General features: G+C 49.6%; 26 protein-coding genes, 2 tRNA genes and 2 rRNA genes (1 of these 30 running past the window's edge). 6 read left to right on the plus strand and 24 right to left on the minus strand.

Going from position 1 to position 20,670, the window contains the following annotated elements; genetic code table 11:
- Nucleotides 1-30: 30 nt before the first annotated feature.
- The 5 genes from F3H97_RS14700 to F3H97_RS14720 all read right to left on the minus strand — a co-directional run bounded on the left by F3H97_RS14700 (nucleotide 31) and on the right by F3H97_RS14720 (nucleotide 4,008).
- Nucleotides 31-609 (minus strand): NADPH-dependent F420 reductase, encoded by a 579-nt coding sequence (locus tag F3H97_RS14700; protein ID WP_196431803.1) that lies wholly within the window; start codon nucleotides 607-609, stop codon nucleotides 31-33.
- A 3-nt stretch (nucleotides 610-612) separates the two neighbouring features.
- Complete coding sequence (locus F3H97_RS14705) at nucleotides 613-1,086, minus strand: hypothetical protein (protein ID WP_159563401.1); 474 nt, start codon at nucleotides 1,084-1,086, stop codon at nucleotides 613-615.
- A gap of 95 nt (nucleotides 1,087-1,181) precedes the next feature.
- Nucleotides 1,182-1,988, minus strand: coding sequence for an ABC transporter ATP-binding protein (locus tag F3H97_RS14710; RefSeq protein WP_074034811.1), 807 nt, complete (start codon nucleotides 1,986-1,988; stop codon nucleotides 1,182-1,184).
- Nucleotides 1,985-3,031, minus strand: coding sequence for a FecCD family ABC transporter permease (locus F3H97_RS14715; protein WP_196431804.1), 1,047 nt, complete (start codon nucleotides 3,029-3,031; stop codon nucleotides 1,985-1,987). Before F3H97_RS14715 ends, F3H97_RS14710 begins: the two co-directional genes overlap by 4 nt.
- Nucleotides 3,028-4,008 (minus strand): FecCD family ABC transporter permease, encoded by a 981-nt coding sequence (locus tag F3H97_RS14720; RefSeq protein ID WP_196431805.1) that lies wholly within the window; start codon nucleotides 4,006-4,008, stop codon nucleotides 3,028-3,030. The genes F3H97_RS14715 and F3H97_RS14720 overlap by 4 nt, the downstream gene beginning before the upstream one ends.
- A gap of 121 nt (nucleotides 4,009-4,129) precedes the next feature.
- On the opposite strand from F3H97_RS14720, the gene F3H97_RS14725 reads away from it, so the two are divergent.
- Together F3H97_RS14725 and F3H97_RS14730 are read left to right on the plus strand one after the other, a co-directional pair.
- Entirely contained in the window at nucleotides 4,130-5,062 is a 933-nt protein-coding gene (locus F3H97_RS14725) for an ABC transporter substrate-binding protein (protein WP_031424509.1), read from the plus strand.
- A gap of 84 nt (nucleotides 5,063-5,146) precedes the next feature.
- Nucleotides 5,147-5,329: a PspC domain-containing protein gene (locus F3H97_RS14730; protein ID WP_074032578.1), complete on the plus strand. Its 183-nt coding sequence runs from the start codon at nucleotides 5,147-5,149 to the stop codon at nucleotides 5,327-5,329.
- A gap of 36 nt (nucleotides 5,330-5,365) precedes the next feature.
- Here the strand turns inward: F3H97_RS14730 and F3H97_RS14735 are convergent, their stop codons facing one another.
- From F3H97_RS14735 to F3H97_RS14760, 6 genes are all read right to left on the minus strand, one after another.
- Nucleotides 5,366-6,712 carry an FAD-dependent oxidoreductase gene (locus tag F3H97_RS14735; protein WP_196431806.1) on the minus strand — a complete coding sequence of 449 codons (1,347 nt, stop codon included), beginning with the start codon at nucleotides 6,710-6,712 and terminating at the stop codon, nucleotides 5,366-5,368.
- A 172-nt stretch (nucleotides 6,713-6,884) separates the two neighbouring features.
- The gene (locus tag F3H97_RS14740; protein ID WP_196431807.1) at nucleotides 6,885-7,175 is read right to left on the minus strand and encodes a hypothetical protein; all 291 of its coding nucleotides are present in this window, start codon (nucleotides 7,173-7,175) and stop codon (nucleotides 6,885-6,887) included.
- Between the two features lie 38 nt (nucleotides 7,176-7,213).
- Nucleotides 7,214-7,507, minus strand: coding sequence for a hypothetical protein (locus tag F3H97_RS14745; RefSeq protein WP_196431808.1), 294 nt, complete (start codon nucleotides 7,505-7,507; stop codon nucleotides 7,214-7,216).
- A 132-nt stretch (nucleotides 7,508-7,639) separates the two neighbouring features.
- On the minus strand, nucleotides 7,640-8,428 hold the full coding sequence (gene tatC, locus F3H97_RS14750; protein WP_074034821.1) for a twin-arginine translocase subunit TatC: 789 nt from the start codon (nucleotides 8,426-8,428) through the stop codon (nucleotides 7,640-7,642).
- Between the two features lie 3 nt (nucleotides 8,429-8,431).
- A complete protein-coding gene (gene tatA / locus F3H97_RS14755; protein WP_034770678.1) occupies nucleotides 8,432-8,650 on the minus strand; it encodes a twin-arginine translocase TatA/TatE family subunit in 219 nt (72 codons plus the stop codon).
- Nucleotides 8,650-9,306, minus strand: a complete 657-nt coding sequence (locus F3H97_RS14760; RefSeq protein ID WP_015880579.1) for a redox-sensing transcriptional repressor Rex — start codon at nucleotides 9,304-9,306, stop codon at nucleotides 8,650-8,652. Before F3H97_RS14760 ends, tatA begins: the two co-directional genes overlap by 1 nt.
- A 150-nt stretch (nucleotides 9,307-9,456) precedes the next feature.
- On the opposite strand from F3H97_RS14760, the gene F3H97_RS14765 reads away from it, so the two are divergent.
- The 3 genes from F3H97_RS14765 (at nucleotide 9,457) to F3H97_RS14775 (ending at nucleotide 12,340) form a co-directional block, all read left to right on the plus strand.
- Nucleotides 9,457-11,358, plus strand: a complete 1,902-nt coding sequence (locus F3H97_RS14765) for an ABC-F family ATP-binding cassette domain-containing protein (RefSeq protein WP_196431809.1) — start codon at nucleotides 9,457-9,459, stop codon at nucleotides 11,356-11,358.
- On the plus strand, nucleotides 11,355-11,762 hold the full coding sequence (locus tag F3H97_RS14770; protein ID WP_026824457.1) for a hypothetical protein: 408 nt from the start codon (nucleotides 11,355-11,357) through the stop codon (nucleotides 11,760-11,762). Before F3H97_RS14765 ends, F3H97_RS14770 begins: the two co-directional genes overlap by 4 nt.
- 104 nt (nucleotides 11,763-11,866) lie before the next feature.
- A complete protein-coding gene (locus tag F3H97_RS14775) occupies nucleotides 11,867-12,340 on the plus strand; it encodes a flavodoxin (protein ID WP_196431810.1) in 474 nt (157 codons plus the stop codon).
- 9 nt (nucleotides 12,341-12,349) lie between these two features.
- On the opposite strand, the gene F3H97_RS14780 is transcribed toward F3H97_RS14775, so the two are convergent.
- From F3H97_RS14780 to F3H97_RS14810, 7 genes are all read right to left on the minus strand, one after another.
- Nucleotides 12,350-12,916 carry a hypothetical protein gene (locus tag F3H97_RS14780; RefSeq protein ID WP_074034830.1) on the minus strand — a complete coding sequence of 189 codons (567 nt, stop codon included), beginning with the start codon at nucleotides 12,914-12,916 and terminating at the stop codon, nucleotides 12,350-12,352.
- A 14-nt stretch (nucleotides 12,917-12,930) separates the two neighbouring features.
- Nucleotides 12,931-13,953: a tRNA (adenosine(37)-N6)-threonylcarbamoyltransferase complex transferase subunit TsaD gene (gene tsaD / locus F3H97_RS14785; RefSeq protein ID WP_196431811.1), complete on the minus strand. Its 1,023-nt coding sequence runs from the start codon at nucleotides 13,951-13,953 to the stop codon at nucleotides 12,931-12,933.
- The gene (rimI, locus tag F3H97_RS14790) at nucleotides 13,950-14,411 is read right to left on the minus strand and encodes a ribosomal protein S18-alanine N-acetyltransferase (protein WP_196431812.1); all 462 of its coding nucleotides are present in this window, start codon (nucleotides 14,409-14,411) and stop codon (nucleotides 13,950-13,952) included. The genes tsaD and rimI overlap by 4 nt, the downstream gene beginning before the upstream one ends.
- Nucleotides 14,404-15,060: a tRNA (adenosine(37)-N6)-threonylcarbamoyltransferase complex dimerization subunit type 1 TsaB gene (gene tsaB / locus F3H97_RS14795; protein ID WP_074034836.1), complete on the minus strand. Its 657-nt coding sequence runs from the start codon at nucleotides 15,058-15,060 to the stop codon at nucleotides 14,404-14,406. The genes rimI and tsaB overlap by 8 nt, the downstream gene beginning before the upstream one ends.
- Nucleotides 15,057-15,506: a tRNA (adenosine(37)-N6)-threonylcarbamoyltransferase complex ATPase subunit type 1 TsaE gene (gene tsaE / locus F3H97_RS14800; RefSeq protein ID WP_196431813.1), complete on the minus strand. Its 450-nt coding sequence runs from the start codon at nucleotides 15,504-15,506 to the stop codon at nucleotides 15,057-15,059. The genes tsaB and tsaE overlap by 4 nt, the downstream gene beginning before the upstream one ends.
- 102 nt (nucleotides 15,507-15,608) lie before the next feature.
- A tRNA-Met gene (locus F3H97_RS14805) sits at nucleotides 15,609-15,685 on the minus strand.
- Between the two features lie 25 nt (nucleotides 15,686-15,710).
- Nucleotides 15,711-15,787: transfer RNA gene (locus tag F3H97_RS14810), tRNA-Met, on the minus strand.
- Between the two features lie 139 nt (nucleotides 15,788-15,926).
- Between F3H97_RS14810 and F3H97_RS14815 the strand changes: the two genes are divergently transcribed.
- Nucleotides 15,927-16,709, plus strand: a complete 783-nt coding sequence (locus tag F3H97_RS14815; protein ID WP_159563387.1) for a sporulation protein — start codon at nucleotides 15,927-15,929, stop codon at nucleotides 16,707-16,709.
- Between the two features lie 503 nt (nucleotides 16,710-17,212).
- Here the strand turns inward: F3H97_RS14815 and F3H97_RS14820 are convergent.
- The 6 genes from F3H97_RS14820 to F3H97_RS14845 form a co-directional block, all read right to left on the minus strand.
- Nucleotides 17,213-17,854 (minus strand): uridine kinase family protein, encoded by a 642-nt coding sequence (locus F3H97_RS14820; RefSeq protein ID WP_196431814.1) that lies wholly within the window; start codon nucleotides 17,852-17,854, stop codon nucleotides 17,213-17,215.
- A gap of 307 nt (nucleotides 17,855-18,161) precedes the next feature.
- Nucleotides 18,162-19,100 carry a coiled-coil domain-containing protein gene (locus F3H97_RS14825; protein ID WP_196431815.1) on the minus strand — a complete coding sequence of 313 codons (939 nt, stop codon included), beginning with the start codon at nucleotides 19,098-19,100 and terminating at the stop codon, nucleotides 18,162-18,164.
- 169 nt (nucleotides 19,101-19,269) lie between these two features.
- Complete coding sequence (locus F3H97_RS14830; RefSeq protein WP_230872871.1) at nucleotides 19,270-19,563, minus strand: hypothetical protein; 294 nt, start codon at nucleotides 19,561-19,563, stop codon at nucleotides 19,270-19,272.
- The gene (locus F3H97_RS14835) at nucleotides 19,560-19,793 is read right to left on the minus strand and encodes a helix-turn-helix transcriptional regulator (protein WP_031424468.1); all 234 of its coding nucleotides are present in this window, start codon (nucleotides 19,791-19,793) and stop codon (nucleotides 19,560-19,562) included. Before F3H97_RS14835 ends, F3H97_RS14830 begins: the two co-directional genes overlap by 4 nt.
- Before the next feature lie 137 nt (nucleotides 19,794-19,930).
- Nucleotides 19,931-20,047, minus strand: a 5S ribosomal RNA gene (rrf, locus tag F3H97_RS14840).
- Between the two features lie 53 nt (nucleotides 20,048-20,100).
- Nucleotides 20,101-20,670 (minus strand): 23S ribosomal RNA (locus F3H97_RS14845); it runs 2,344 nt beyond the window's last position.

Raw genomic sequence — 20,670 nt, forward strand, 5'->3', positions numbered from 1 at the left:
ACGATTGAGGCATATCGCCCCGATCGTCTTTTAATGTTCTGTTAAGTAGAAGGCGAAGTCCCGTGATTTTCGCTCTTTCACCGCATTATGAATCCAGAGCCAAGCCAACCCTTCCAACTCACGAGCAAGCTTCAGACCATGAAGCGGATGCGTATCGAAGCCGATCTTGTTCGATAGTTCGACAACAAGCCGCACCGCTTCCTCATCTTCACCCGCGACGAACATGACGGAGCCATCCGGATCGCCTAAATTCTCGACCCCTGTCTGATTGAACGCCTTCACAACTTTCGTATCAGGAATGAGTCGTTGCAAATATTCCGCACCCGACACCCCGTCCGGTCGCTCGACCTCGTTAAACTCGATCGCGATCGGATTCGTCACATCGATCAATACTTTCCCATTTAGTCCGTCGAGTGTCGGTAACAGGTCGACTGCTGCCGTGAACGGTGTACAGAGCAATAGAACATCGCTCGTCGAGGCGACCTCTTGTAAGGTCAGTGTGCCTTCTCGCTCCGTCCGTGTCCCGTACAGCACCTCATAGCCTGCTCGTTCGAACTGCTCCCCGAGCGTGCGTCCCACTTTCCCGGCACCTAAAATCCCGAGTTTCATGATTCACAGCTCCTCGTCTGTCCGCGTGACCGTTCCTCCATACTCTTCTGCAAGCCCGTCTAAAATCGATGGGTCGAATTCTTCTCCGATCGCCATGACCCCGGTCTGACCTGGTTCGATGTTACCGACCGTCCGTTTGAACGTGTCTTGGATGCCTTGTAAATGTTTTACGTCTTTCGTGCCGCCGATGAGACCACCTGTGAGTGTCCCGAACAGAATACCGAACGGACCTCCGAGGATTCCAACCGCCATCCCGATGAGTGCACCTTTCGTCGACTTATTGACCGGTGCGAGCTGCGCCGCATCCTCAAACGAGAACGCCCCGTTCTCTTCACGCTTGATGACGACCAATTGTTCAAAACCGACGAGCCCATCCGAATGGTACTTTTTCAGCTTACTGAACGCCTGATACGAAATCGCCTCTTCTGGGAACGTGAACGTGACGATGTGATACGGTTGTTTTTCCTTTTTAGCCATGAAAAATTCCTCCTTTTAGGTAGAAAACATGACGCGCACTTACCCTACTCTTTTTCCCTGCTTTTCCGTAAAAAAACCTAGTCCGCGGACTAGGTTCAGGTCGGTCGTTTTTCATTCAACTCATAGTGTGAATACGGTACACAGAGCGGTGTCCCGTATAGCGGATCCTCGGTCACCACGACTTTGAGACCGAAAACGTCTTTCATGAACGTCTCATCGACGACATCGTTCGGACTTCCTTCGCGATACACGTTACCGCCAGCTAATGCGATGACATGATCGGCATAGCGACAGGCCAAGTGAAGATCGTGAAGTACCATGATGATCGTCTTTCCTTCCAATCGATTCAATCGATACATCAAATCTAAAATCTCGATTTGGTGCGACATATCTAAATATGTCGTCGGTTCATCGAGCAAAATCGTCTCCGACTCTTGGGCAAGTGCCAACGCGATCCATACCCGTTGCTTTTGTCCTCCGGAAAGGTTGCTGACGAGCGTGTCACGGAGCGATACCGTATCGGTGAAGGCGAGTGCCCGTTCGACGGCCCGTTCATCGTCTTCCGAATATCGTTTGAAGAACGTCTGGTACGGATAACGCCCGAATCGGACGAGCTGTTCGACGGTCAATCCATCCGGTGCCACGTTCACTTGTGGCATGAATGCCATAAGTCGAGCCGCCTCTTTCGCTCGATACGAATCGAGCGGTTTGTTCCGAAATGCGATCTCCCCACCAAGTGCATCTCGCTGTCTCGCAAGCGTCGAGAGGAGCGTCGACTTCCCGCAGCCGTTCGCGCCGAGAAGGACGGTGATTTTCCCATGTGGGATGGAGAATGATAATTGATCGAGCACCGTCTTCTGTTCATATCCGATGGTTACGTGGTTCAAATCAAATGTGTTCATCTCATGCTTCCTTTCATCATCCGTCGAAGTAAGTAGAAGAAATACGGTGCTCCGATGACGGCTGTCATCACGCCGGTCCGTAGTTCATACGGATAAAAAATCGTCCGAGCGAGTACGTCCGCCAACACGACAATCGTCGCCCCTACAAGCAGCGTCGCCCAAATGTAAGGGAGCTTCAACCCTTGTCGAGCGATATGGGGTGCCATCAACCCAACAAAACCGATTGCACCGACAAAGGCGACACCAATGCCGGCGAGTAAACAGGAAAGCAACAACGTCCCACGCTGAATCCCTCGTACCGGTACGCCGATGCTCGTCGCTGTCGCTTCACTGATATGGAGCGGACGAACATGACGTTCAATCAAGAAGGCTGCCAGCAAAAAGAGAAGGACGAACGGCACCATAATCTTCAATTGATTCCACGTCGCGGCGTAGACTGTACCGGTGAGCCATTGTTGGATATCGTTCTTTCGGTAAACGTTCGAGGCGAGCATCATGAACTGAACGATCCCTTGCGAGAAGATGCTGATTCCAATCCCAACAAGTGCTAGCCGGACAGGTGGGACTCCACGTTTCAACAAATAGAAGAGGAACATCCCGACAACAATCGCCCCAAGGAACGAAGCGATTGGGATATAGGCGAGCGGCACTGACAGCTGATTCGTTCGCTCATCCGAGAAAACGGTGAAGAACGTAGCCGTCGCAACCCCTGCACCTCCGACAATCCCGAAAATCTCCGGGGATGCCAGTTCGTTTTTGATTGTCAGTTGTAACAAGTGACCGCTGACGGCGAGACTTGCGCCAGCAGTGATTGCCATCAACACACGTGGCATCCGAAACTCGAAGACGACGAGCTTCTCGAATGCATCCCCTGCTCCGATGAACAGGGCAGCGAGTGAGGCGGGACTAAGGAATGTGTCACCGATGGCGAGCCCAAAATAAATCGACACGAGCAATCCAACGACAAGTAGAAGCGCCAACTCGATTTCACGCTTCCGGAGCGTGAACGAGACAGGACCTTTTCGAAAGCGATATGTTTTCATGATTTAAAGACTCCTTGTCTGACACTGACGAGATAGATGAAGAATGCCCCACCGATGACGGCGAGTACGACCCCAACGGTCACTTCGCGTGGGAACAGGATAACGCGTCCCAGAATATCCGCCGCAAGCAATAGGACGCTACCGATGAGAGCACTTCCGGCGAGACGAGCGAAAAATGCCGTCCCGAACAGATATTTCGCCAAATGCGGAGCGAGCAGACCGACAAATGCGATCGGTCCTGCAAGCGCCACTCCGAATGCGGAGAGCACGACGGCGAGCGTCACCGCGATGAACTTGATGATGCCGACATTTTGTCCAAGTGAACGGGCGACCTGGTCTCCGAGCGATAATGTCTCTAACTCTTTACTGAGCAAGAGAACGAGAATGACCGCCGCCGCCATCCATGGCAACAACGTCTCGACGAGCGTGAGCGATCGTCCGGCGACCGATCCGGTCAACCAGAACAGCACCTCATCAAGCGCACCTTCCTCATACGCGATGATTGACTGGGTAAATGAGCTGAATAGAGCGGCAAGCGACGCCCCGGCAAGCGTCATATACATGACGTTCCCTCCGTTCGCACTCAGTAGATAGACAATCACGCCGGCAATAAACGCTCCGATGAGCGAGGCTGTCGTGAACGAGGCGATACTACTGAACCCCAAAAGCGTCACGAGCACGATGGCCAGACTCGCTCCGGCATTCACCGCCAAAATATCAGGAGATGCGAGCGGGTTACGGGTCACGAGTTGAAAGATGAGCCCAGCGAGACCGAGCACGCTACCGACGAGTAGCGCGACGACCGTCCGTGGGATACGATTGTCTGCCAACGCAATCATCGCTTGTGATGACCCGTCCGCTTGGAACGTCATCACATCTTCATGACTGACGGCGATCACACCAACGCGCAATGAAATATAACTTAAGATAGGTAAACAAATGATCAAGAAAAGTAATTTGATCCAAGGTTTTTTCATGTCCTCACTTCTTTCCTTTCCTACCATAGCAAATATTGCGTTCCAGAAAAAGGGGTTGACAGTGAGAATCATTATCACTTATAGTCAGGAAGGAAAATCACCTACATAGAGGAGAATTGTAATGAAAAAATGGATGCTCGCGTTACTTACGCTTTGCTTAACCGTCGTCCTCGCTGCTTGCGGCGGGTCTGACGATACAGAGAACGATACAAGTTCAGAAACAGCGACTCGCTCGATTGAGCACGCGATGGGAACGGCGGACGTACCTGAAAACCCGGAACGCGTCGTCGTCTTGACGAACGAAGGGACAGAGGCCCTTCTCGCCCTCGGCGTCAAACCAGTCGGAGCCGTCAAATCATGGAACGGCGACCCGTGGTACCCGCACATTGAGTCCGAGATGACAGACGTCACGGAAGTCGGGACAGAAAGCGAAGTCAATCTAGAGGCCATCGCAAAATTGAAACCCGATCTCATCATCGGAACGAAACTTCGTCAAGAGAACATCTATGACAAATTAAACGCCATCGCACCGACGGTCATGTCAGAGACGCTCAAAGGTGATTGGCAAGAGAACTTCACCCTTTATGCGAACGCACTCAACCTAGAAGAGGAAGGCAATCAAGCGTTGGCCGACTACGAACAGCACGTCGAAGATACGAAAGCAGAACTCGGAGACGCCGTGAATAAAGAACTCTCGGTCGTCCGCTTCCTTCCTGGCGAGTCACGCATTTACTTCAATGACAGCTTCTCAGGCGTCATCCTTAACGATGTCGGCATCAAACGTCCAGCGTCACAAGATAAAGCGGAATTCGCTGAGCCAGTCGCGATGGAACGGATCCCGGAGATGGCAGGCGACCACATCGTCTACTTCACATATGGTGGAGCAGACGGGTCGAAGACAGCCGAAGAATGGCAATCGAATCAGTTGTGGAAAGACCTCGATGCTGTCAAAGCAGGGGAAGTGACAGAAGTCAGTGATGATATTTGGAACACGTCTGGTGGCGTCTTGTCTGCCAACCAAGTGCTCGATGAACTCGTCGACATCTTGAAATAAACAGTAGCGCATCAATTGAATTGATGCGCTTTTTCATACACTCATATGGTAAAATTTACATATCAACTCATAAGGAGCTTTGCTATGCAACGTACACTTCGAAAGTCAGCGACGGACCGCTCTCTGTCAGGAGTATGTGGTGGAATTGCTGAATATTTTGGTATTTCTTCAATAGGAGTTCGACTCATCTTCTTGATTCTACCTGGGAGTTTCCTGCTTTATATGATTTTGACGAATTCCATGAAAGATGCGCCAAGGTATCTATAAGAAAACGCAGAAGCCATGAGCTTCCGCGTTTTTTTGTTAGGCATTCACTTTGTCTTTCATCGCTTCAAGCGCTCCGCTGTTCAGGAAGTGCCATGGCTTGTTGTAGTGTGGTTGGAAGAAGAAGTCGACATAGGCGAGCTCTTCGATCGTCATCTCGTTTTGGATGGCTAGCGAGAGCGTGTTGACCGCTTGCGTCAAATCCGCTTTCGATAACACTTGTCCACCGACAATGCGATGCGTCTCTTTTTCATAGACGAGTTTGAATTCGACTTTCTCTGCGGTCGGCATAAACTCCGGACGATAGGCGTCTTCAATGACGACACTTTCCACTTCGAGTCCGAAGAGTGCTGCCGCTTCTTCCGTCAAACCAGACGACGCGATATTCCAGTCATAGAGTCGAAGTCCTGAAGTTCCTTGTGTCCCTTGGTAACGGACGCGTGGTTGCATCATGTTCTCCGCGACGAGCGTTCCCATGCGGACAGCGTTCGTCGCAAGTGGGATATAGGCGTGTGTACGCGCTGGGTTGTAGTAGACAGCACAGCTGTCCCCTGCTGCAAAGATATCTGGGTTGCTCGTACGCATATATTCATCGACGATGATGGCACCGTTCCCGAGCATATCGACCTGTCCTTCTAAGAGTCCCGTGTTCGGACGGAATCCGACACAGAGAATGACGAGATCCGCTTCGAATTCACCTTTGTCTGTTACGACATGTGTGACATTTCCGCTCGTTCCACGGAATGCCTCGACCGTCTGACCGAGTTCGAGGTCGATTCCGCGACTGGTCATATCCGCTTCCAATTGATCCGTGAACGACTTGTCGAGATACTTGTTCAAGATGCGGTCGGCACTATCGATGAATGTGACGTGTTTTCCGTATGCTTCGAACGCTTCGACGAGCTCGACCCCGATATAGCCAGCCCCGATGACGGCAATCTTCGTCGCATCTGTCGCCCGCTCGATGATGCGTTGGGCGTGCGCGTAGTTTTTACAGAGCTCGATTCCATTCATTTCGATTCCTGGGAGCGTTGGGACGATCGGCCATGAACCCGTCGTGACGATCAAGCGGTCATACGTGTCATGCACGTCTTCACCGGTCTCAAGATTTTTAGCGTGGACCGTCTTCGCTTCGGAGTCGATTGACAAGACGTCATGTTTCATGCGCATCGTCGCACCGAGTTCTTCAAGTTCACGTGGAGACGAGTAAAATAACTCCTCCGCACGTTGGACGACACCACCGACGTGGAGCGCAATCCCACACGAGAGGAAGCTGACGTTATCGTTCCGCTCGTAAACGGTGATATCGAGATTGTCGTGCTTGCCGAGTAATCCTTTGACTGCTGCTGTTCCTGCGTGTGTACATCCGATGACTGCGATTTTCATATGAGTCGTCTCTCCTTTTATGTTAAACAATACGTTTCGGTTTACATTGTGATAAACATCACATTTACTTCTTGACCTTAGTGTACTATTTCACAATATAGGATTCAATGAATATGCTCACTTTTTCACGTAAAAGTGTCTAAAGTTTGAACAGGAAAAAATCCGCTCATTCTCATGACCGGACTCGCTGCTTTTTCAATAGATGATAGCTTATTACAAATAGATGCACGATTAAACCGAAGACGTTCATAGCGAGCCCAACGACCGCCCACCACAATGCTCCCCATCCGTATCCAAGCATCAAACTGCCAACCAATAGCATATAGCCACTTACGACCAATATTGTATTCAAGATGAATGGAAAAAGCCTTTGTTTCTTCGTTCGGATCATTTGATACGTTGAAATGATGACTCCCAGTGTCAGTCCAAACAGCAATACGAGCAAAATGATAATGTCATTCATCCTTTTTACCTCCTCATAACTTTATTGGAACAACTCTTTCAAGACTGTCCTTCACGTCTACTTTTCACTCTCTGATAAATGACAATGCCAACGTGAAGAATCATACCAAGCACGTACAGGATCAGCCCTAGTGCAAGCCAGCCGATCGCGTCCCAACCACGTACGATTGTCATTCCGACAAGAAAGAAGATATAGCCAGTCACGAGTAGGAACGACGAGACGATGAATTGACGTCGCAATCTAGATTGTATAGAGAAAAATAAGAAAAACAGTAGGATGGTTGTCATCGTGCCTAGCAATATAAAGTCCTCTCCGTTGTACTCCCGAATCATCGTGCATCCTCCCTTACATATGTGCCTCGTTTTATTATAGCATATAAAATGGAAAAATTTCTCAATCGCTCGTATCCTATCGTAACAGTATGTCACAACAAAAAAGCATCGTCCCAATTTACGGAACGATGCTCATTTTTCATTCATCTGTTTCATTATATCCATCTGTTCTTGCACCATCGCCTCTTTTTCCCGGCGCAGCACCCCTTTGTAGGTGATACGTGAAATCGATAAACTGATTTCATATAGGAAGAAGAGTGGTAACGACACCATGAGGTGCGACGTCAAATCCGGCGGTGTGATGAATGCCGCGATCACGAATAGGGCGAAGTATGCGTACTTTCGAATCTTTGATAAGAAGTACGGGGTCACGACACCGATTCGGGTCAAGAACATCATGACGACCGGTAGTTGGAACAATAGACCGAACGGAATTGTCAACTGCAACAAGAACGTGAAGTAATTATTGGCCCCGATGATTTGTTCGAGTCCGAGGTCTTGCCCGAGGTCCGTCGAGATATCGAGGACGAGCGGGAACAACCAGTAGTAGGCGAACGCAAGGCCGATCAAGAACAGTCCGAAGATGATCGGGATATAGGCAAGCGTGCCTTTCCGCTCATTCGGATGCAGACCGGGTGCGACAAACGCCCACACTTGATACAGTAGGAATGGGCTCGCCGCGATCAGGCCGATGATGAGCGCCAAGTTCAAGTAAATCATGAGCGGGTCCGCGACCCCAAAGGCGTTCAGTTCGAGCCCGCGTTCGACGAGGTCTTTTTGCAAATACGCGAGTACATATTTGACACTCGGCAAAGCCATCAAAAAGAAGGCAAAGACGACAAATGCAGATAGCATCAGTCGTCTCCGCAGCTCTGTCAAGTGATCGGTGAGTTCCCGCTCTTGATCAGGTTGATGATTCATGGCTTACTGCTCTTTCTTTTCGATAGCTTTCTTGTCGTTCTCGTCGTGCTCGTTCATCATGCCGTTCGTTGCATTTTTGAACTCACGAAGCGTTTGTCCGGCCGCGCGACCAAACTCCGGCAATTTCTTCGGTCCGAAGATGATGAGCGCGATGATGGCGATGATGAATAGACTCGCCCCACCCGGAATCCCGACGACGAGTGATGATGCTAGTAATTCCATTATTGATGGACCCCCTCAGCGGTTGGATAGTGTTGCATAAAGTAAATGAGTGACTGCAGCTCAATCGACAAATCGATATGATGGACGCGAACCGTATCCGGTACAGTGAGTCGTGCCGGTGTGAAGTTCAAGATGCCCTTGATGCCGAAACGCACCAAGTCGTCTGCGACGGACTGCGCATAAGCAGAAGGTACCGTCAAAATAGCGACGTCGATCTTGTTTTGCTTCATGATTTGTTCCATCTCATCGACGTGATGAATTGGGACGCCTGACATCGTCGTGCCGACTTTTGTCTCGTCTGCGTCGAACCCGACGACGATATGTGTGTTATTGTTTTTAAGGAAGTTATAGTTGACGAATGCCGTCCCAAGGTGACCGACTCCGACCAAGGCGACATTCGTAATCTCGTCTTGATTCAGTGTCTTTCGGAAAAAGTCTAACAGATACTGCACGTTATAGCCATATCCCTTTTTACCGAGCGCACCGAAGTACGAGAAATCACGGCGAATCGTAGCCGAATCGACCTTGACCGCCTCACTCAGTTCTGCTGAAGAGACACGTTGTTTCCCTGACGCATGCAGGCTTTGAATAAATCGATAGTATAGTGGCAACCGTTTGGCTGTCGCTTGTGGAATCTTTGGTTCGTTTTGACTCAACGGAAAGAGCCTCCTTTTTACGACACGTTACAAACGAATCTGAATTTCATACACCTTGATTGTAAACGAATTCACATGACCACTCAACGAATATACCTAAAATCGCTGAAAAATACAGTATACTAAATAGAGAGAAAGGGGTTTTTTCACTTGATCCTACTGCAAGTCAACAACTTATCCAAATCCTTCGGCGTCGAGCCGATTTTAGAAAACGTAAAACTTGAAATCCAGGAAGGCGAACGCGTCGCTCTCGTCGGTCGTAACGGGGCCGGTAAGTCGACGCTTTTGAAGGTCATCGCTGGTGAATACAACTATGACTCCGGGGACATCATGAAGCCAAAAGACGTCACGATCGGTTATCTCGCGCAAGACTCAGGGTTAGAATCCGACGAGACGATCTGGAATGAGATGCTCACCGTCTTCACGGACTTGATTGAGCAAGAGAAGACGCTCCGTCGCATGGAGGCTGACATGGGCTCAGAACGAATCCTAAATGACGCCGCTGCATATGAACGCCTCCTCTCTTCTTATGATGAAGAGCAACATACGTTCAAAGAACGTGGCGGATACCAATATGAAGCGACGATCCGTTCGGTTCTCCACGGGATGCGTTTCTATCCGGACGACTTCGAGCGTCGCATCGACACACTTTCCGGCGGACAACGGACACGTCTCGCCTTGGCGAAGATGCTCCTTCAAAGTCCCGACCTGCTCATCTTGGACGAGCCGACGAACCACTTGGACATCGAAACACTCGCCTGGCTCGAGAAGTATTTGAGCGGCTATAAAGGTGCCGTCCTCATCGTCTCCCACGACCGGTACTTCCTCGATCGCGTCGTCTCGGTCGTCTATGAATTGTCACGTCACCGGAGCCGTCGCTTCGTCGGGAACTATACGAAGTATCTCGAGCAGAAGGCCGCCCTCTACGAGCAAGAGAAGAAGCAGTTTGAGTCGCAGCAAGAAGAGATTGCCAAGATGCAAGACTTCATCCAGCGAAACATCGCCCGGGCGACGACGACGAAACGTGCACAAAGCGTGCGGAAGCGTCTCGAGAAAGTTGACCGCCTCGATGCTCCGGATGGTGACGAACGTAGCGCCGTTCTCTCGTTCTCCATCAAACGTCAGAGCGGGAACGATGTATTGAGCGCGAGTGACCTCGCCATCGGGTACGAGGAAGCAATCGCTCAAAACCTTCGCTTCCAGCTTCAGCGCGGTGAATCCGTCGCGCTCGTCGGTCCGAACGGGGTCGGGAAGTCGACACTTCTCAAAGTGTTGACGAAACAACAAACCGCCCTCACCGGTGACATCCGTTACGGGACGGGCGTCGAAATCGGCTACTACGACCAGGAGCAACAAAACTTGTCTGATGCGAACCGTGTCATCGATGAGATTTGGAACGACTGGCCGCTCATGCGCGAGCAAGAAGTACGGAGTCTTCTCGGACAGTTCCTCTTCAGTGGCGATGACGTCATGAAGCGTGTCCATGAACTATCCGGTGGCGAACGGGCACGACTCACCTTGGCCAAGCTGAAGCTCGAGCAACCGAACCTCCTCATCCTGGACGAGCCGACGAACCACTTGGACCTCGACTCGAAGATGATTTTGGAGAATGCCCTCCTCGACTATCCGGGCACGATTCTCTTCGTCTCGCATGACCGCTACTTCATCGATCGACTCGCGACGCGTGTGCTAGAGATCACACCGAACGGCATCGACGAGTATCTCGGAGACTATTCGTACTACGTCGAGAAGAAAGAAGAGCTCGAGGAACTGGCGCGACTCGCCCGTGAAGAGACGAAGCAGGTCGTCGTGAAAAAACAACGCGCCGATAAGGAACAACAGCGAGAAGAGCGCCGCATCAAACAGCGCATCGAAGAGATTGAGCTGGCAATCGAGCAACATGAGAATCGTCTCGACGAGATCGAACAGTTGCTTTGTGAGCCGGACGTCTTCAACGACTTCGCCCGTGCACAGGAGTTGTCGACCGAATCGGACGCGGCGAAAGAATCGATCACCGCACTTTATGCGGAATGGGAGGAACTCCATACATGATGCGTACCCGTGCCATGCGAATCGAGTTCATTCAAGCGTTCCTCACAGGACTGGCCTATATCGTGCCGACCGGGACCGAGTTCGTGTCTGAACTCATCCGCGGGGAGCCGACGATTGTCCCGTCTATTCTCTTTTACTTTTTACCGGTCGTCATCGGCTTCATCATTCAGACGTGGCCAGGGATACTACTCAGTCTCTTCAGCGGCCTGCTCATGAGCACGCTCTTCATCCGTATCGTCGTCTGGCCGGTTGATGTGACGGTCCATACGTTCTATGCGCCTGGATCGGTGTGGGCCCACTTCTATGAAGAGACGCTCTTCATGTGGATTCTCGCCCTCCTTGTATTCATTGTGAGTCGTATCAATACGTGGCATCGAGAGAATTATCGACAACCAAAAGCATAACAAAACCACGTCTTCTGTTTGAAGGCGTGGTTTTGTTTGTACAATCAACGTTATCATTGACATTGATAATCATTTTCAATTAGTCTGTTATTGAGGTGATTTCAATGAAACTACTGATTGGATATGTGAGCATGTCTGGCAATACGGAAGACATCGCGAATCTGATTCGACATACATGGCAGGACGCAGGACACGATGTATCGATATCTGACGATTTGGAATCCTTACGCATCGAGCAATTCGCCGAATACGATGGAGTCATACTCGGTACGTATACGTGGGGAGACGGAGATGTTCCGTATGAGGCCGAGGATTTCGTATATGATTTGGAAGAATCGTCGCTAAACGGTTTGCCGTGTGCCGCCTTCGGTTCAGGGGACACGGATTATCCCAAATATTGTGCAGCCGTCGATACCGTCGAGCAAGCCTTTCAAACTGCCGGTGCGAACATTCTTGTTCCTGCGCTCAAGATTGAATTCGACCCGGATACGGATGAAAAAAAGGAAGCATGTCTCGCGTTCGCCCATACATTCCTTCAACAACTTGAAGCACTCAAAAAGGTTCAGCCTCGTGGCTGAACCTTTTTGTTAGAAGTAACGCAGTGGTTGGAATCCGATCGTATGGAAGTCGAGTTTCGTTCCGTCTTCAGCGATAAAGAAGACAGCCTCGTTCGTGTCGACGTCACGTGTGAACACTTTATAGAACGTCATCGGCTTTTCGCCATTCGTCACATAGCGTGCTTCATGCGTCGAGATGACTTGTGCGAACAGTTGCTGTTCATCGAGTTCCTCGATCAAATCATCAAACTTTGCCGCTTCTTCTTCTGTTGCCTCGCGACCCCGCTCGATTTCATAATAAGCGTCGCTCGCTTTTGGTTGGACCCCGAGATTGCGATCGACGACGATCACACGCTCCGGCTCTTGGTCGACGACACTTGTGTAGCCATATAGTGACTTGATGAGCGTATTCTCTCCGGTCACGCGACCGATACCTTCTAATGCCTCTTCTCCAGTGAGTGACTTCACTCGTGTCTCTTCTGGAACAATCTCCTCTTGATAGGCGATATTGTAAGCGCGGATGATCTCACGTACTTGTAAGAACGTCGCAACGACGAGTAGTACGATGAGTCCTCCAATGATGATGCGTTTCGTCATGTCTCTATTTCCCCCTAGACTGTCATGCTCTCTTCTAAGGATAACCCAGGAACCGCATTCATCGCTAGTGTATCGCGCTTACCGCGCACATACGCGTGATGTGCCGCCACCCCGATCATGCCCGCATTGTCCCCACACAGGTCAAGAGGTGGAATGACGAGTTGAATTCCTTCAGCTGTAGCAGCTTCTTGAAGCGCTGTGCGGAGGCCACGGTTCGCCGCGACACCACCCGCGACAAGCAATTGCTTCGCCCCTTTTTCCTTCACGGCACGAATCGCTTTCTCGACGAGCACTTCGACTACACTCGCCTGGAAGCTCGCCGCCAAGTTTTCAGGGATGACCGTCTCTCCCCGTTGTTCCGCATTGTGTACGGCGTTGATGACCGATGACTTCAAACCACTGAAACTGAAATCAAAGCTACCCGGTTCGAGACGAACGCGTGGGAAGTTGTACGTGTCTTCCCCGACCGCTGCCAGGCGGTCAATCGCAGGACCTCCCGGATATGGGAGACTGAGCGTCCGCGCAACCTTATCGTACGCCTCACCTGCCGCGTCGTCACGTGTCTCCCCGATGACTTCGAAGACACCATGTTCTGGCATATAGACGAGTTCTGTATGTCCCCCTGAAACGACGAGACAGACGAGCGGGAACTTCATCTCTTCGACGAGTTCGTTCGCGTAAATGTGTCCGGCGATATGGTGGACACCGATGAGCGGTTTTTGATGGGCGAATGCCAACGCCTTGGCCGCACTGATCCCAACGAGAAGGGCACCGACGAGACCCGGTCCTTGTGTGACCGCGACCGCATCGACGTCTTCCATCGTCACGCCGGCCTCACTCAATGCGTCGTCAATCACGTACGTGATTCGTTCCACATGATGACGAGACGCCACTTCAGGGACGACGCCACCAAATCGTTTATGACTCTCGATTTGAGAAGAGACGACGTTCGACAATAACGTCTTTCCGTCTTTGACGAGCGCAACAGACGTCTCGTCACAGCTCGACTCAATCGAAAGAATCAGTGATGTGTTCATTCTGGCTCACTTCCTAACTTCGCCCAATAAATATAGGCGTCTTCATTATTATCCTGATAGTAGCGTCTTCTCCGACCGGCTTGCATAAAACCGAACTGTTCATATAGTTTTTGCGCGCCAACGTTCGACACGCGGACTTCTAACGTCAATCCGACGAGTCCTTTTGACTTGGCGAACGCGACAAGTTCCGCTAACAATTGATTGCCGATGCCCTGTCCACGAAACTCAGGTAAGACGGCAATGTTTGTGATATGTCCTTCATCGACGATTGTCCAAACGCCGACAAACCCGACGACCCGTTTGTCATGGACCGCGACAAAGTAAATAGCCTGTTCATTTCGAAGCATCTCATTCATGAAAGCCTCTTTTGTCCACGGAATGGCGAACGACGCTTCTTCGACTTTCGTCACTTCCTCGACATCAAGCCACGTCATCCGACGAATTTTCACGTCAGCCATTGTTTTGTCCCTCTAACCATTTCGCTTCCGCCTCGGCGAGTCGCAAATACTCCGGTTCAAACGAATGGACATCGCTCGTCTCATCGCTGAAGACGACCAAATCACTCGCACGCCCGTATCGATGGGCAGCCGGTGCTTCGATATAGTCATATTCACTTAACACGTCACGGAACGGTTCCACGTCTCCGACGACAAGGAAGCGCCCTTGACTATTCAGTCGCAACCAATCTGAGACGGAGGCGTGCTGATCATGTGTTAGTGCTTTGTTGTGTTGATAATATCCGATATACGCGTTGCCACGGCGCGCGTCAATCAATGAAACGACCGGCAAATCGGTATTCGGGGCCGCTGCCATGAGCTGAAGGGCAGATACACCGATGAGTGGAAGATTGAGCGTATAGGCGAGTGTCTTCGCTGTTGTCACTCCGATCCGAATTCCCGTGTACGACCCGGGTCCTGTCGTGACAACGATGCGTTCGAGCATGTTCGGTGTCCACTTGACCGCTGCCATGAGCTGTTCAATCATCGGCATGAGTGTGACCGCATGGTTTTTTGAGACCATTACCGTCGCTTCGGCTTGAATCTCTCCAGCCTCACTTAACGCGACTGACAAACGTGTCGTCGCCGTATCAATCATCAATTGCTTCATGCGAGCACCTCCTTGGCGATTTGAACGTAACGCTCACCCGTCGGAGCAAGTGTCAGTTTACGATCTTCGTCGCCGACCCGTTCAATCGTGATGGCCAAGCGTTCTTCCGGGAGGGAGGACTCGATCAAGTTCGACCACTCGACGATGGCGACACCATCACCGTTGATATATTCCTCAAGACCGATGTCATCCCCCGTATCTTCGAGACGATAGACATCCATATGATAGAGCGGCAATCGCCCTTTATATTGTTTCATAATGGTGAAGGTCGGACTGTTGACGTTCCGCGTGACACCGAGTCCTTTTGCGAACCCTTGTGTGAACGTCGTTTTGCCGGCACTGAGGTCACCGTTTAACGTGATGACCGTCCCTGCTTCGACGAGTGTGGCCAAACGTTCTGCCACCGCCTGCGTTTCCGCTGCAGAATGCGTAATCAATGTATACATGAATGGTTCTCCTTTTTCACTTCTCATACGTACTCATTGTACACTTCATTTTAAGCAAAAAAAAACACGAAACGCTATCGTTTCGCTATCTCATTTAAAAATTGGTTGCGGGGGCTGGATTTGAACCAACGACCTTCGGGTTATGAGCCCGACGAGCTACCAGACTGCTCCACCCCGCGACGACATATGAAATTAAATAAAAATTGGTTGCGGGGGCCGGATTTGAACCGACGACCTTCGGGTTATGAGCCCGACGAGCTACCAGACTGCTCCACCCCGCGATGGTTTGAATTGTTTCGACATCCTCTATAATAAGCGAGACAGTTATAAAAAGCAACCATTTTCTTAATGTTTTTTCAAAAATGGAATCGGGAACAGATATAACAGCATAAACTATCAGAGAAAAGGGGCGCGACCGCCATGTCCAAATGGGGAAATCGATTCAAGAAATGGTTCTTTTCGGAGATCGAAGCCGAGATCACGTTTGACCCGGCAGCACTCATTCCGAAGCAGACCGTGACGGGTACGTTGCACGTCTCCAACCCGACAACGAATGTCGTTCGATTACAGGAACTCACCCTGACCTTCTTGACGACGTTCAAAGACATCACCATGGAAGGAAACGAGTTCAATCGAGAAGCTGATATTCAAGAAGTCCCGATTCCACTATCGCTTGTATTAGAGCCCGGAGCGAAAGAGGACGTTCCGTTTTCATTCGAGTTGACGATGTACGCACCCTCTTCTGCCGGCGCCCCGTATAGTATAGAGGCTACATTGTGGGACAAGGACATCAAACGAGTTTGGTTTGATGTAATCGAACACATCGAAATCGAACCGATGCCTGAACTGAAAAGATTACTCGATGCGACCGCTCACGCTGGACTTGAGCCGATGTTCGTCCGAAACGTGATCGACCCGCTCGGGGAAGAACGTCCGTATCCATTCGTTGAAAAGTATGGATTCAAGCCGGTCGGAGAATGGGCCGATGAGTTCGAGGTCGTCAAATCGTTTTGGCGCTTGCATGAAGACGGGATCGACCTCTACTACTGGCTCGACAACATCGAGACCCAGCGAACGCTCGAATCGATGGCGACCGACGTCGAATTGCGTCATCGTTCCCTCACCTGGGAGCAGCTCGAGCGCGAACAGGAACAGCTCGGTCTCGGCATTCAAGATACGTTACGCAGTCACCGCTCCTCGTGAGCGGTGATAACTTTTTAAGATGATGTGTAGCATTCGTTAATCGATCAAAAAGCTCCGAATAAGATACTTTTCCATTCTCTTTTTCGGACCTTTTTACTATGTTTTTAGCTAGTTTTTTCTTTTCTAGTCATAATATAGTGATGCAAAATCGAAGCAATCACACCTATGATTGATCCTATAACAATCGATACTAGTAAAATCGAAAAAATTTCTTGAAAGGTAACGGGTAGTAATAGTTGAGTAGCCATCAATAAAAAGACGAGGGTTACACCCGCTATAATCCACAGTAACGGTTTTTCCAAAGTAAGGTACTCCCTTCTTTAATAATTTTACCGTGCTCATTTCTTCTAATCTGAAGTGTAAAGTACATATCTTGGAATCGATAACTCGGAGAGAATCGCCTGAATCCATTCGTTGAAGAGTTTTGATTCAAATCGATTGAAAAATGTGCCGACGAGTTCGAGAGCGTCAAATCACTTTGGCGTTGAAGATACGCTACTCAGTCACCGCTCCTCGTGAGCGGTTTTTTCAATTTGAATTCCATCCTTACTCGTATTGACGATAGTTTGAAAGTGGTGGCGATACGGATGCATGAACAATTCATATTGCAGACGTCGCTCTACATGTGAAGCGTGTAAGTAGTCCAGCTCCATACCCCGTTCCTGAATATCACGATGCGAACGTCGCTTGAACTCAGTCTCCCCGTCTGTGTAGAGATAAATCGATTGATCAAAAGATGAAAGATCCAGGAATGTGACACTCATCCCTTCAATAATCGTGATTGCCTTCTCCGGATCAATCCATGTCCGCTCTAGATAGGGGACATCAATCGTATAAAACCCAATCCCTTCCCGAATCATACGGACATCTCGCTCGAGTGAGAGCAGATGATGTGCGGCGGGATGACACGCCGTCATCTTATACTGATGGGTCGTTCCATCGTGTTGATACGTGAGGATCGTTTGTTTCCGCAACTGTGAATCTGTAATATACGGGTCTGTGTGAAGCAGGTTTATATCACCGAGTCGTTCCCGTAATTTTTCTGCCAACGTCGATTTTCCGGCTGCCCCGTGTCCGGAGATAGCAATCAGCGTTCGTTGATCCGGTCTCACGCTTTGTACGATACCCTCAATCAATTGTTCCATGATTCTCCCCCCCCTTTTGGTAATTTTGTTGTTTCAGAAAAACAAATACACGTCATTCATCTTCTATTCGTTTTCGAAGCCTGATTGCTGAAACAGTAAACATCACAAAGGCAATCAACGAAATCGAACTGACAATGATCAGAGTGGTCGATATGGGAGAACTAAAGAAAAATGGAATCGATAAAATCAATAGCGCCCCCGTGACTGCCATCCCTCTAATAAGAAATACCATCGTTTTACTCATTTTCTCTTCACTCTCCTTGAACTAAGCAAAAGAACCCTTACTAAAAATATAATGACAGACAGCTCATCGCGTCAGGATGAGCTGTCTTCTTTTTTCTTCAGTCTCGTCAAGCTTCTGTTCTAACGTTTCCACTTGTCTCGTCATACGAGCAATCAGCTCACTGATTTCCTTATCCAGTCCGTTCACTTGATCTAAGGAATCATTGATTCGTCCATGCATCGTCCATTCTGAAAAAATATCATCCAAAAAGTAATCTGCGAACTGAATGAGTGAACCTCGATCGACATGCAACTCCTGAACAATCCCTTGCACGTCCGCTAATTCACGGGAGAAACGCTCTAACGCAGATTGTAATTCGTGCATCGTTTGCTCGGAAGCATCTAGCGCCTCATGTTTCATTGCTGTGGCAATCAAGCCACCCCCGAAGAACGTGTCATACGTCGACCACCCCTTCGCACTATCTAGATGTTTGAGTGTTTTTGCAATCGTTGACCGCGCCGCCTTACCGGCAACGATGGCTTCCCGATACTCGATAAGAAGTTCATTCGTTTCGGCTTGTTGATTCGTGAGATGGTGTAGGTCTCGGCGAATAGCTGGATCTTTCGCAAGATGGGATTCTTTTGTTTCTAAGAAGGTCTCCCACTCAGCGTCGATGCCCTCATAAACCTCGAGCTGTTCTTGTAATTCTCGATGTTCGAGCGTCAATTCGTCAATCATCGCCTCGTGTTCTCGTAATTTCAGTTCAGCGCGAGCAGCCTCTTCCATTTCGATTGTCCGTTGTTCATCAAACGTGCCTCGTAACTTTCGCCATGTGTTGACGAGCGAGAATTCTTCAAGGTCATACACATCACGTTGTTCTTTCGTGAATGTGTTGAGTAGTGCCTTCCGCACCGCCTCATGCTCGTTCAACTGTTTGTTTAGTATCTCTTGCTTACGAACAAGTCGATCACGCTCGGAGATACGCTGTTGCAAGTCTAATTGGGTCTGCTGAAAATTTCCCATTATGTTTCCCCTCTCTTTGTACTGATTAAAGTGTCGATTGGAACGCCATTTATCGTCATGCCTTTGATTCGTCATTTGTTAGGTCATGCTGACTCTATACAATGCTATACGTGCTTCATTCGTTAAATGTTTCATCCAATAAAAAAAAGCACTCGTTTTGAGTGCCAAATCAAATTCGATATTTTAATACGGTGATGGTCACTCCTTGAACGATAAACGTCAAACCAATCAGAAGTGAAACCACATCACGATACACATCAAACGACAAGACATGTAACCACCGATGATACCATTCGATAAGTAACCATCCGATGGGGAAAATCGGAGCGGCTATCATATAAGAAGTAGTTGCAATTTCTTTTCCACGTTCGTCCTTGCCTTCCTTTCCAAACAAAAACCTCAATGTAATGATAAGCATGACAAGAAAAATTGGAAAGATAAGAATGTTGATCCATAACATCATAAAGGTTGCTCCTTCTTTTCATATTGAAATACGTCATGCACTGTTGTATCAAATAAAATGGCAATCTCAAATGCCAATTTTAGCGAGGGACTGTATCGATTATGTTCAAGCGATACAATCGTTTGTCGACTTACCCCTAAAAAATCTGCGACTTGTTGCTGTGACCATTTCCGCTCTGCTCGTAGCACACTTAATCGGTTATAAAGTTGCCCGCTCGTTTTTTTGACCATTTTTAAATGCCTTCTTTCTTAAAAAAGCGTTCTCTCTCATTCGAATGTAATATTTTTTTGTCATTTAGTCAAATAAATATTACACTTAAACATACAAAAAAAACGACCGAGCGTATGCTCGGTCGTCCTGCGTTGTTGCCTGGCAACGTCCTATCCTCACAGGGGGAGATCCCCCAACTACTTTCGGCGCTGAGACGCTTAACTTCCGTGTTCGGCATGGGAACGGGTGTGGCCGTCTCGCTATCGCCACCAGACTTTAGGGCTTGTTCCCTGAAAACTGAGGATTCATCAACACAAACCATTAGACTAGATCAAAGCCTCGACCGATTAGTATCATTCAGCTCCACGTGTCGCCACGCTTCCACCCATGACCTATCTACCTCATCGTCTCTGAGGGGTCTTTCTTGATTGCTCAAAGGGAAATCTCATCTCGGAGGGGGCTTCATGCTTAGATGCTTTCAGCACTTATCCCGTCCGCACGTAGCTACCCAGCGGTGCTCCTGGCGGAACAACTGGTACACCAGCGGTGCGTCCATCCCGGTCCTCTCGTACTAAGGACAGCTCTCCTCAAATTTCCTGCGCCCACGACGGATAGGGACCGAACTGTCTCACGACGTTCTGAACCCAGCTCGCGTACCGCTTTAATGGGCGAACAGCCCAACCCTTGGGACCTACTCCAGCCCCAGGATGCGATGAGCCGACATCGAGGTGCCAAACCTCCCCGTCGATGTGGACTCTTGGGGGAGATCAGCCTGTTATCCCCAGGGTAGCTTTTATCCGTTGAGCGATGGCCCTTCCATGCGGAACCACCGGATCACTAAGCCCGACTTTCGTCCCTGCTCGACTTGTAGGTCTCGCAGTCAAGCTCCCTTCTGCC

The organism is Exiguobacterium sp. SRB7LM, assembly GCF_015712685.1.
Lineage (GTDB): Bacteria > Bacillota > Bacilli > Exiguobacteriales > Exiguobacteriaceae > Exiguobacterium > Exiguobacterium profundum.

Bases quoted from the DNA above. Each gene is read 5' to 3' on its own strand.
- F3H97_RS14820 (WP_196431814.1), bottom strand. From the start codon at position 17,854: ATGGAACAATTGATTGAGGGTATCGTACAAAGCGTGAGACCGGATCAA.
- tsaE (WP_196431813.1), bottom strand. From the start codon at position 15,506: ATGTATACATTGATTACGCATTCTGCAGCGGAAACGCAGGCGGTGGCA.
- F3H97_RS14830 (WP_230872871.1), bottom strand. From the start codon at position 19,563: ATGATGTTATGGATCAACATTCTTATCTTTCCAATTTTTCTTGTCATG.
- F3H97_RS14825 (WP_196431815.1), bottom strand. From the start codon at position 19,100: ATGGGAAATTTTCAGCAGACCCAATTAGACTTGCAACAGCGTATCTCC.
- F3H97_RS14775 (WP_196431810.1), top strand. From the start codon at position 11,867: ATGAAACTACTGATTGGATATGTGAGCATGTCTGGCAATACGGAAGAC.
- tatC (WP_074034821.1), bottom strand. From the start codon at position 8,428: ATGAATCATCAACCTGATCAAGAGCGGGAACTCACCGATCACTTGACA.
- F3H97_RS14745 (WP_196431808.1), bottom strand. From the start codon at position 7,507: ATGATTCGGGAGTACAACGGAGAGGACTTTATATTGCTAGGCACGATG.
- F3H97_RS14815 (WP_159563387.1), top strand. From the start codon at position 15,927: ATGTCCAAATGGGGAAATCGATTCAAGAAATGGTTCTTTTCGGAGATC.
- F3H97_RS14730 (WP_074032578.1), top strand. From the start codon at position 5,147: ATGCAACGTACACTTCGAAAGTCAGCGACGGACCGCTCTCTGTCAGGA.
- F3H97_RS14705 (WP_159563401.1), bottom strand. From the start codon at position 1,086: ATGGCTAAAAAGGAAAAACAACCGTATCACATCGTCACGTTCACGTTC.
- rimI (WP_196431812.1), bottom strand. From the start codon at position 14,411: ATGGCTGACGTGAAAATTCGTCGGATGACGTGGCTTGATGTCGAGGAA.
- F3H97_RS14710 (WP_074034811.1), bottom strand. From the start codon at position 1,988: ATGAACACATTTGATTTGAACCACGTAACCATCGGATATGAACAGAAG.
- F3H97_RS14740 (WP_196431807.1), bottom strand. From the start codon at position 7,175: ATGAATGACATTATCATTTTGCTCGTATTGCTGTTTGGACTGACACTG.
- F3H97_RS14700 (WP_196431803.1), bottom strand. From the start codon at position 609: ATGAAACTCGGGATTTTAGGTGCCGGGAAAGTGGGACGCACGCTCGGG.
- F3H97_RS14780 (WP_074034830.1), bottom strand. From the start codon at position 12,916: ATGACGAAACGCATCATCATTGGAGGACTCATCGTACTACTCGTCGTT.
- tsaD (WP_196431811.1), bottom strand. From the start codon at position 13,953: ATGAACACATCACTGATTCTTTCGATTGAGTCGAGCTGTGACGAGACG.
- tatA (WP_034770678.1), bottom strand. From the start codon at position 8,650: ATGGAATTACTAGCATCATCACTCGTCGTCGGGATTCCGGGTGGGGCG.
- F3H97_RS14770 (WP_026824457.1), top strand. From the start codon at position 11,355: ATGATGCGTACCCGTGCCATGCGAATCGAGTTCATTCAAGCGTTCCTC.
- tsaB (WP_074034836.1), bottom strand. From the start codon at position 15,060: ATGAAGCAATTGATGATTGATACGGCGACGACACGTTTGTCAGTCGCG.
- F3H97_RS14720 (WP_196431805.1), bottom strand. From the start codon at position 4,008: ATGAAAAAACCTTGGATCAAATTACTTTTCTTGATCATTTGTTTACCT.
- F3H97_RS14735 (WP_196431806.1), bottom strand. From the start codon at position 6,712: ATGAAAATCGCAGTCATCGGATGTACACACGCAGGAACAGCAGCAGTC.
- F3H97_RS14725 (WP_031424509.1), top strand. From the start codon at position 4,130: ATGAAAAAATGGATGCTCGCGTTACTTACGCTTTGCTTAACCGTCGTC.
- F3H97_RS14715 (WP_196431804.1), bottom strand. From the start codon at position 3,031: ATGAAAACATATCGCTTTCGAAAAGGTCCTGTCTCGTTCACGCTCCGG.
- F3H97_RS14835 (WP_031424468.1), bottom strand. From the start codon at position 19,793: ATGGTCAAAAAAACGAGCGGGCAACTTTATAACCGATTAAGTGTGCTA.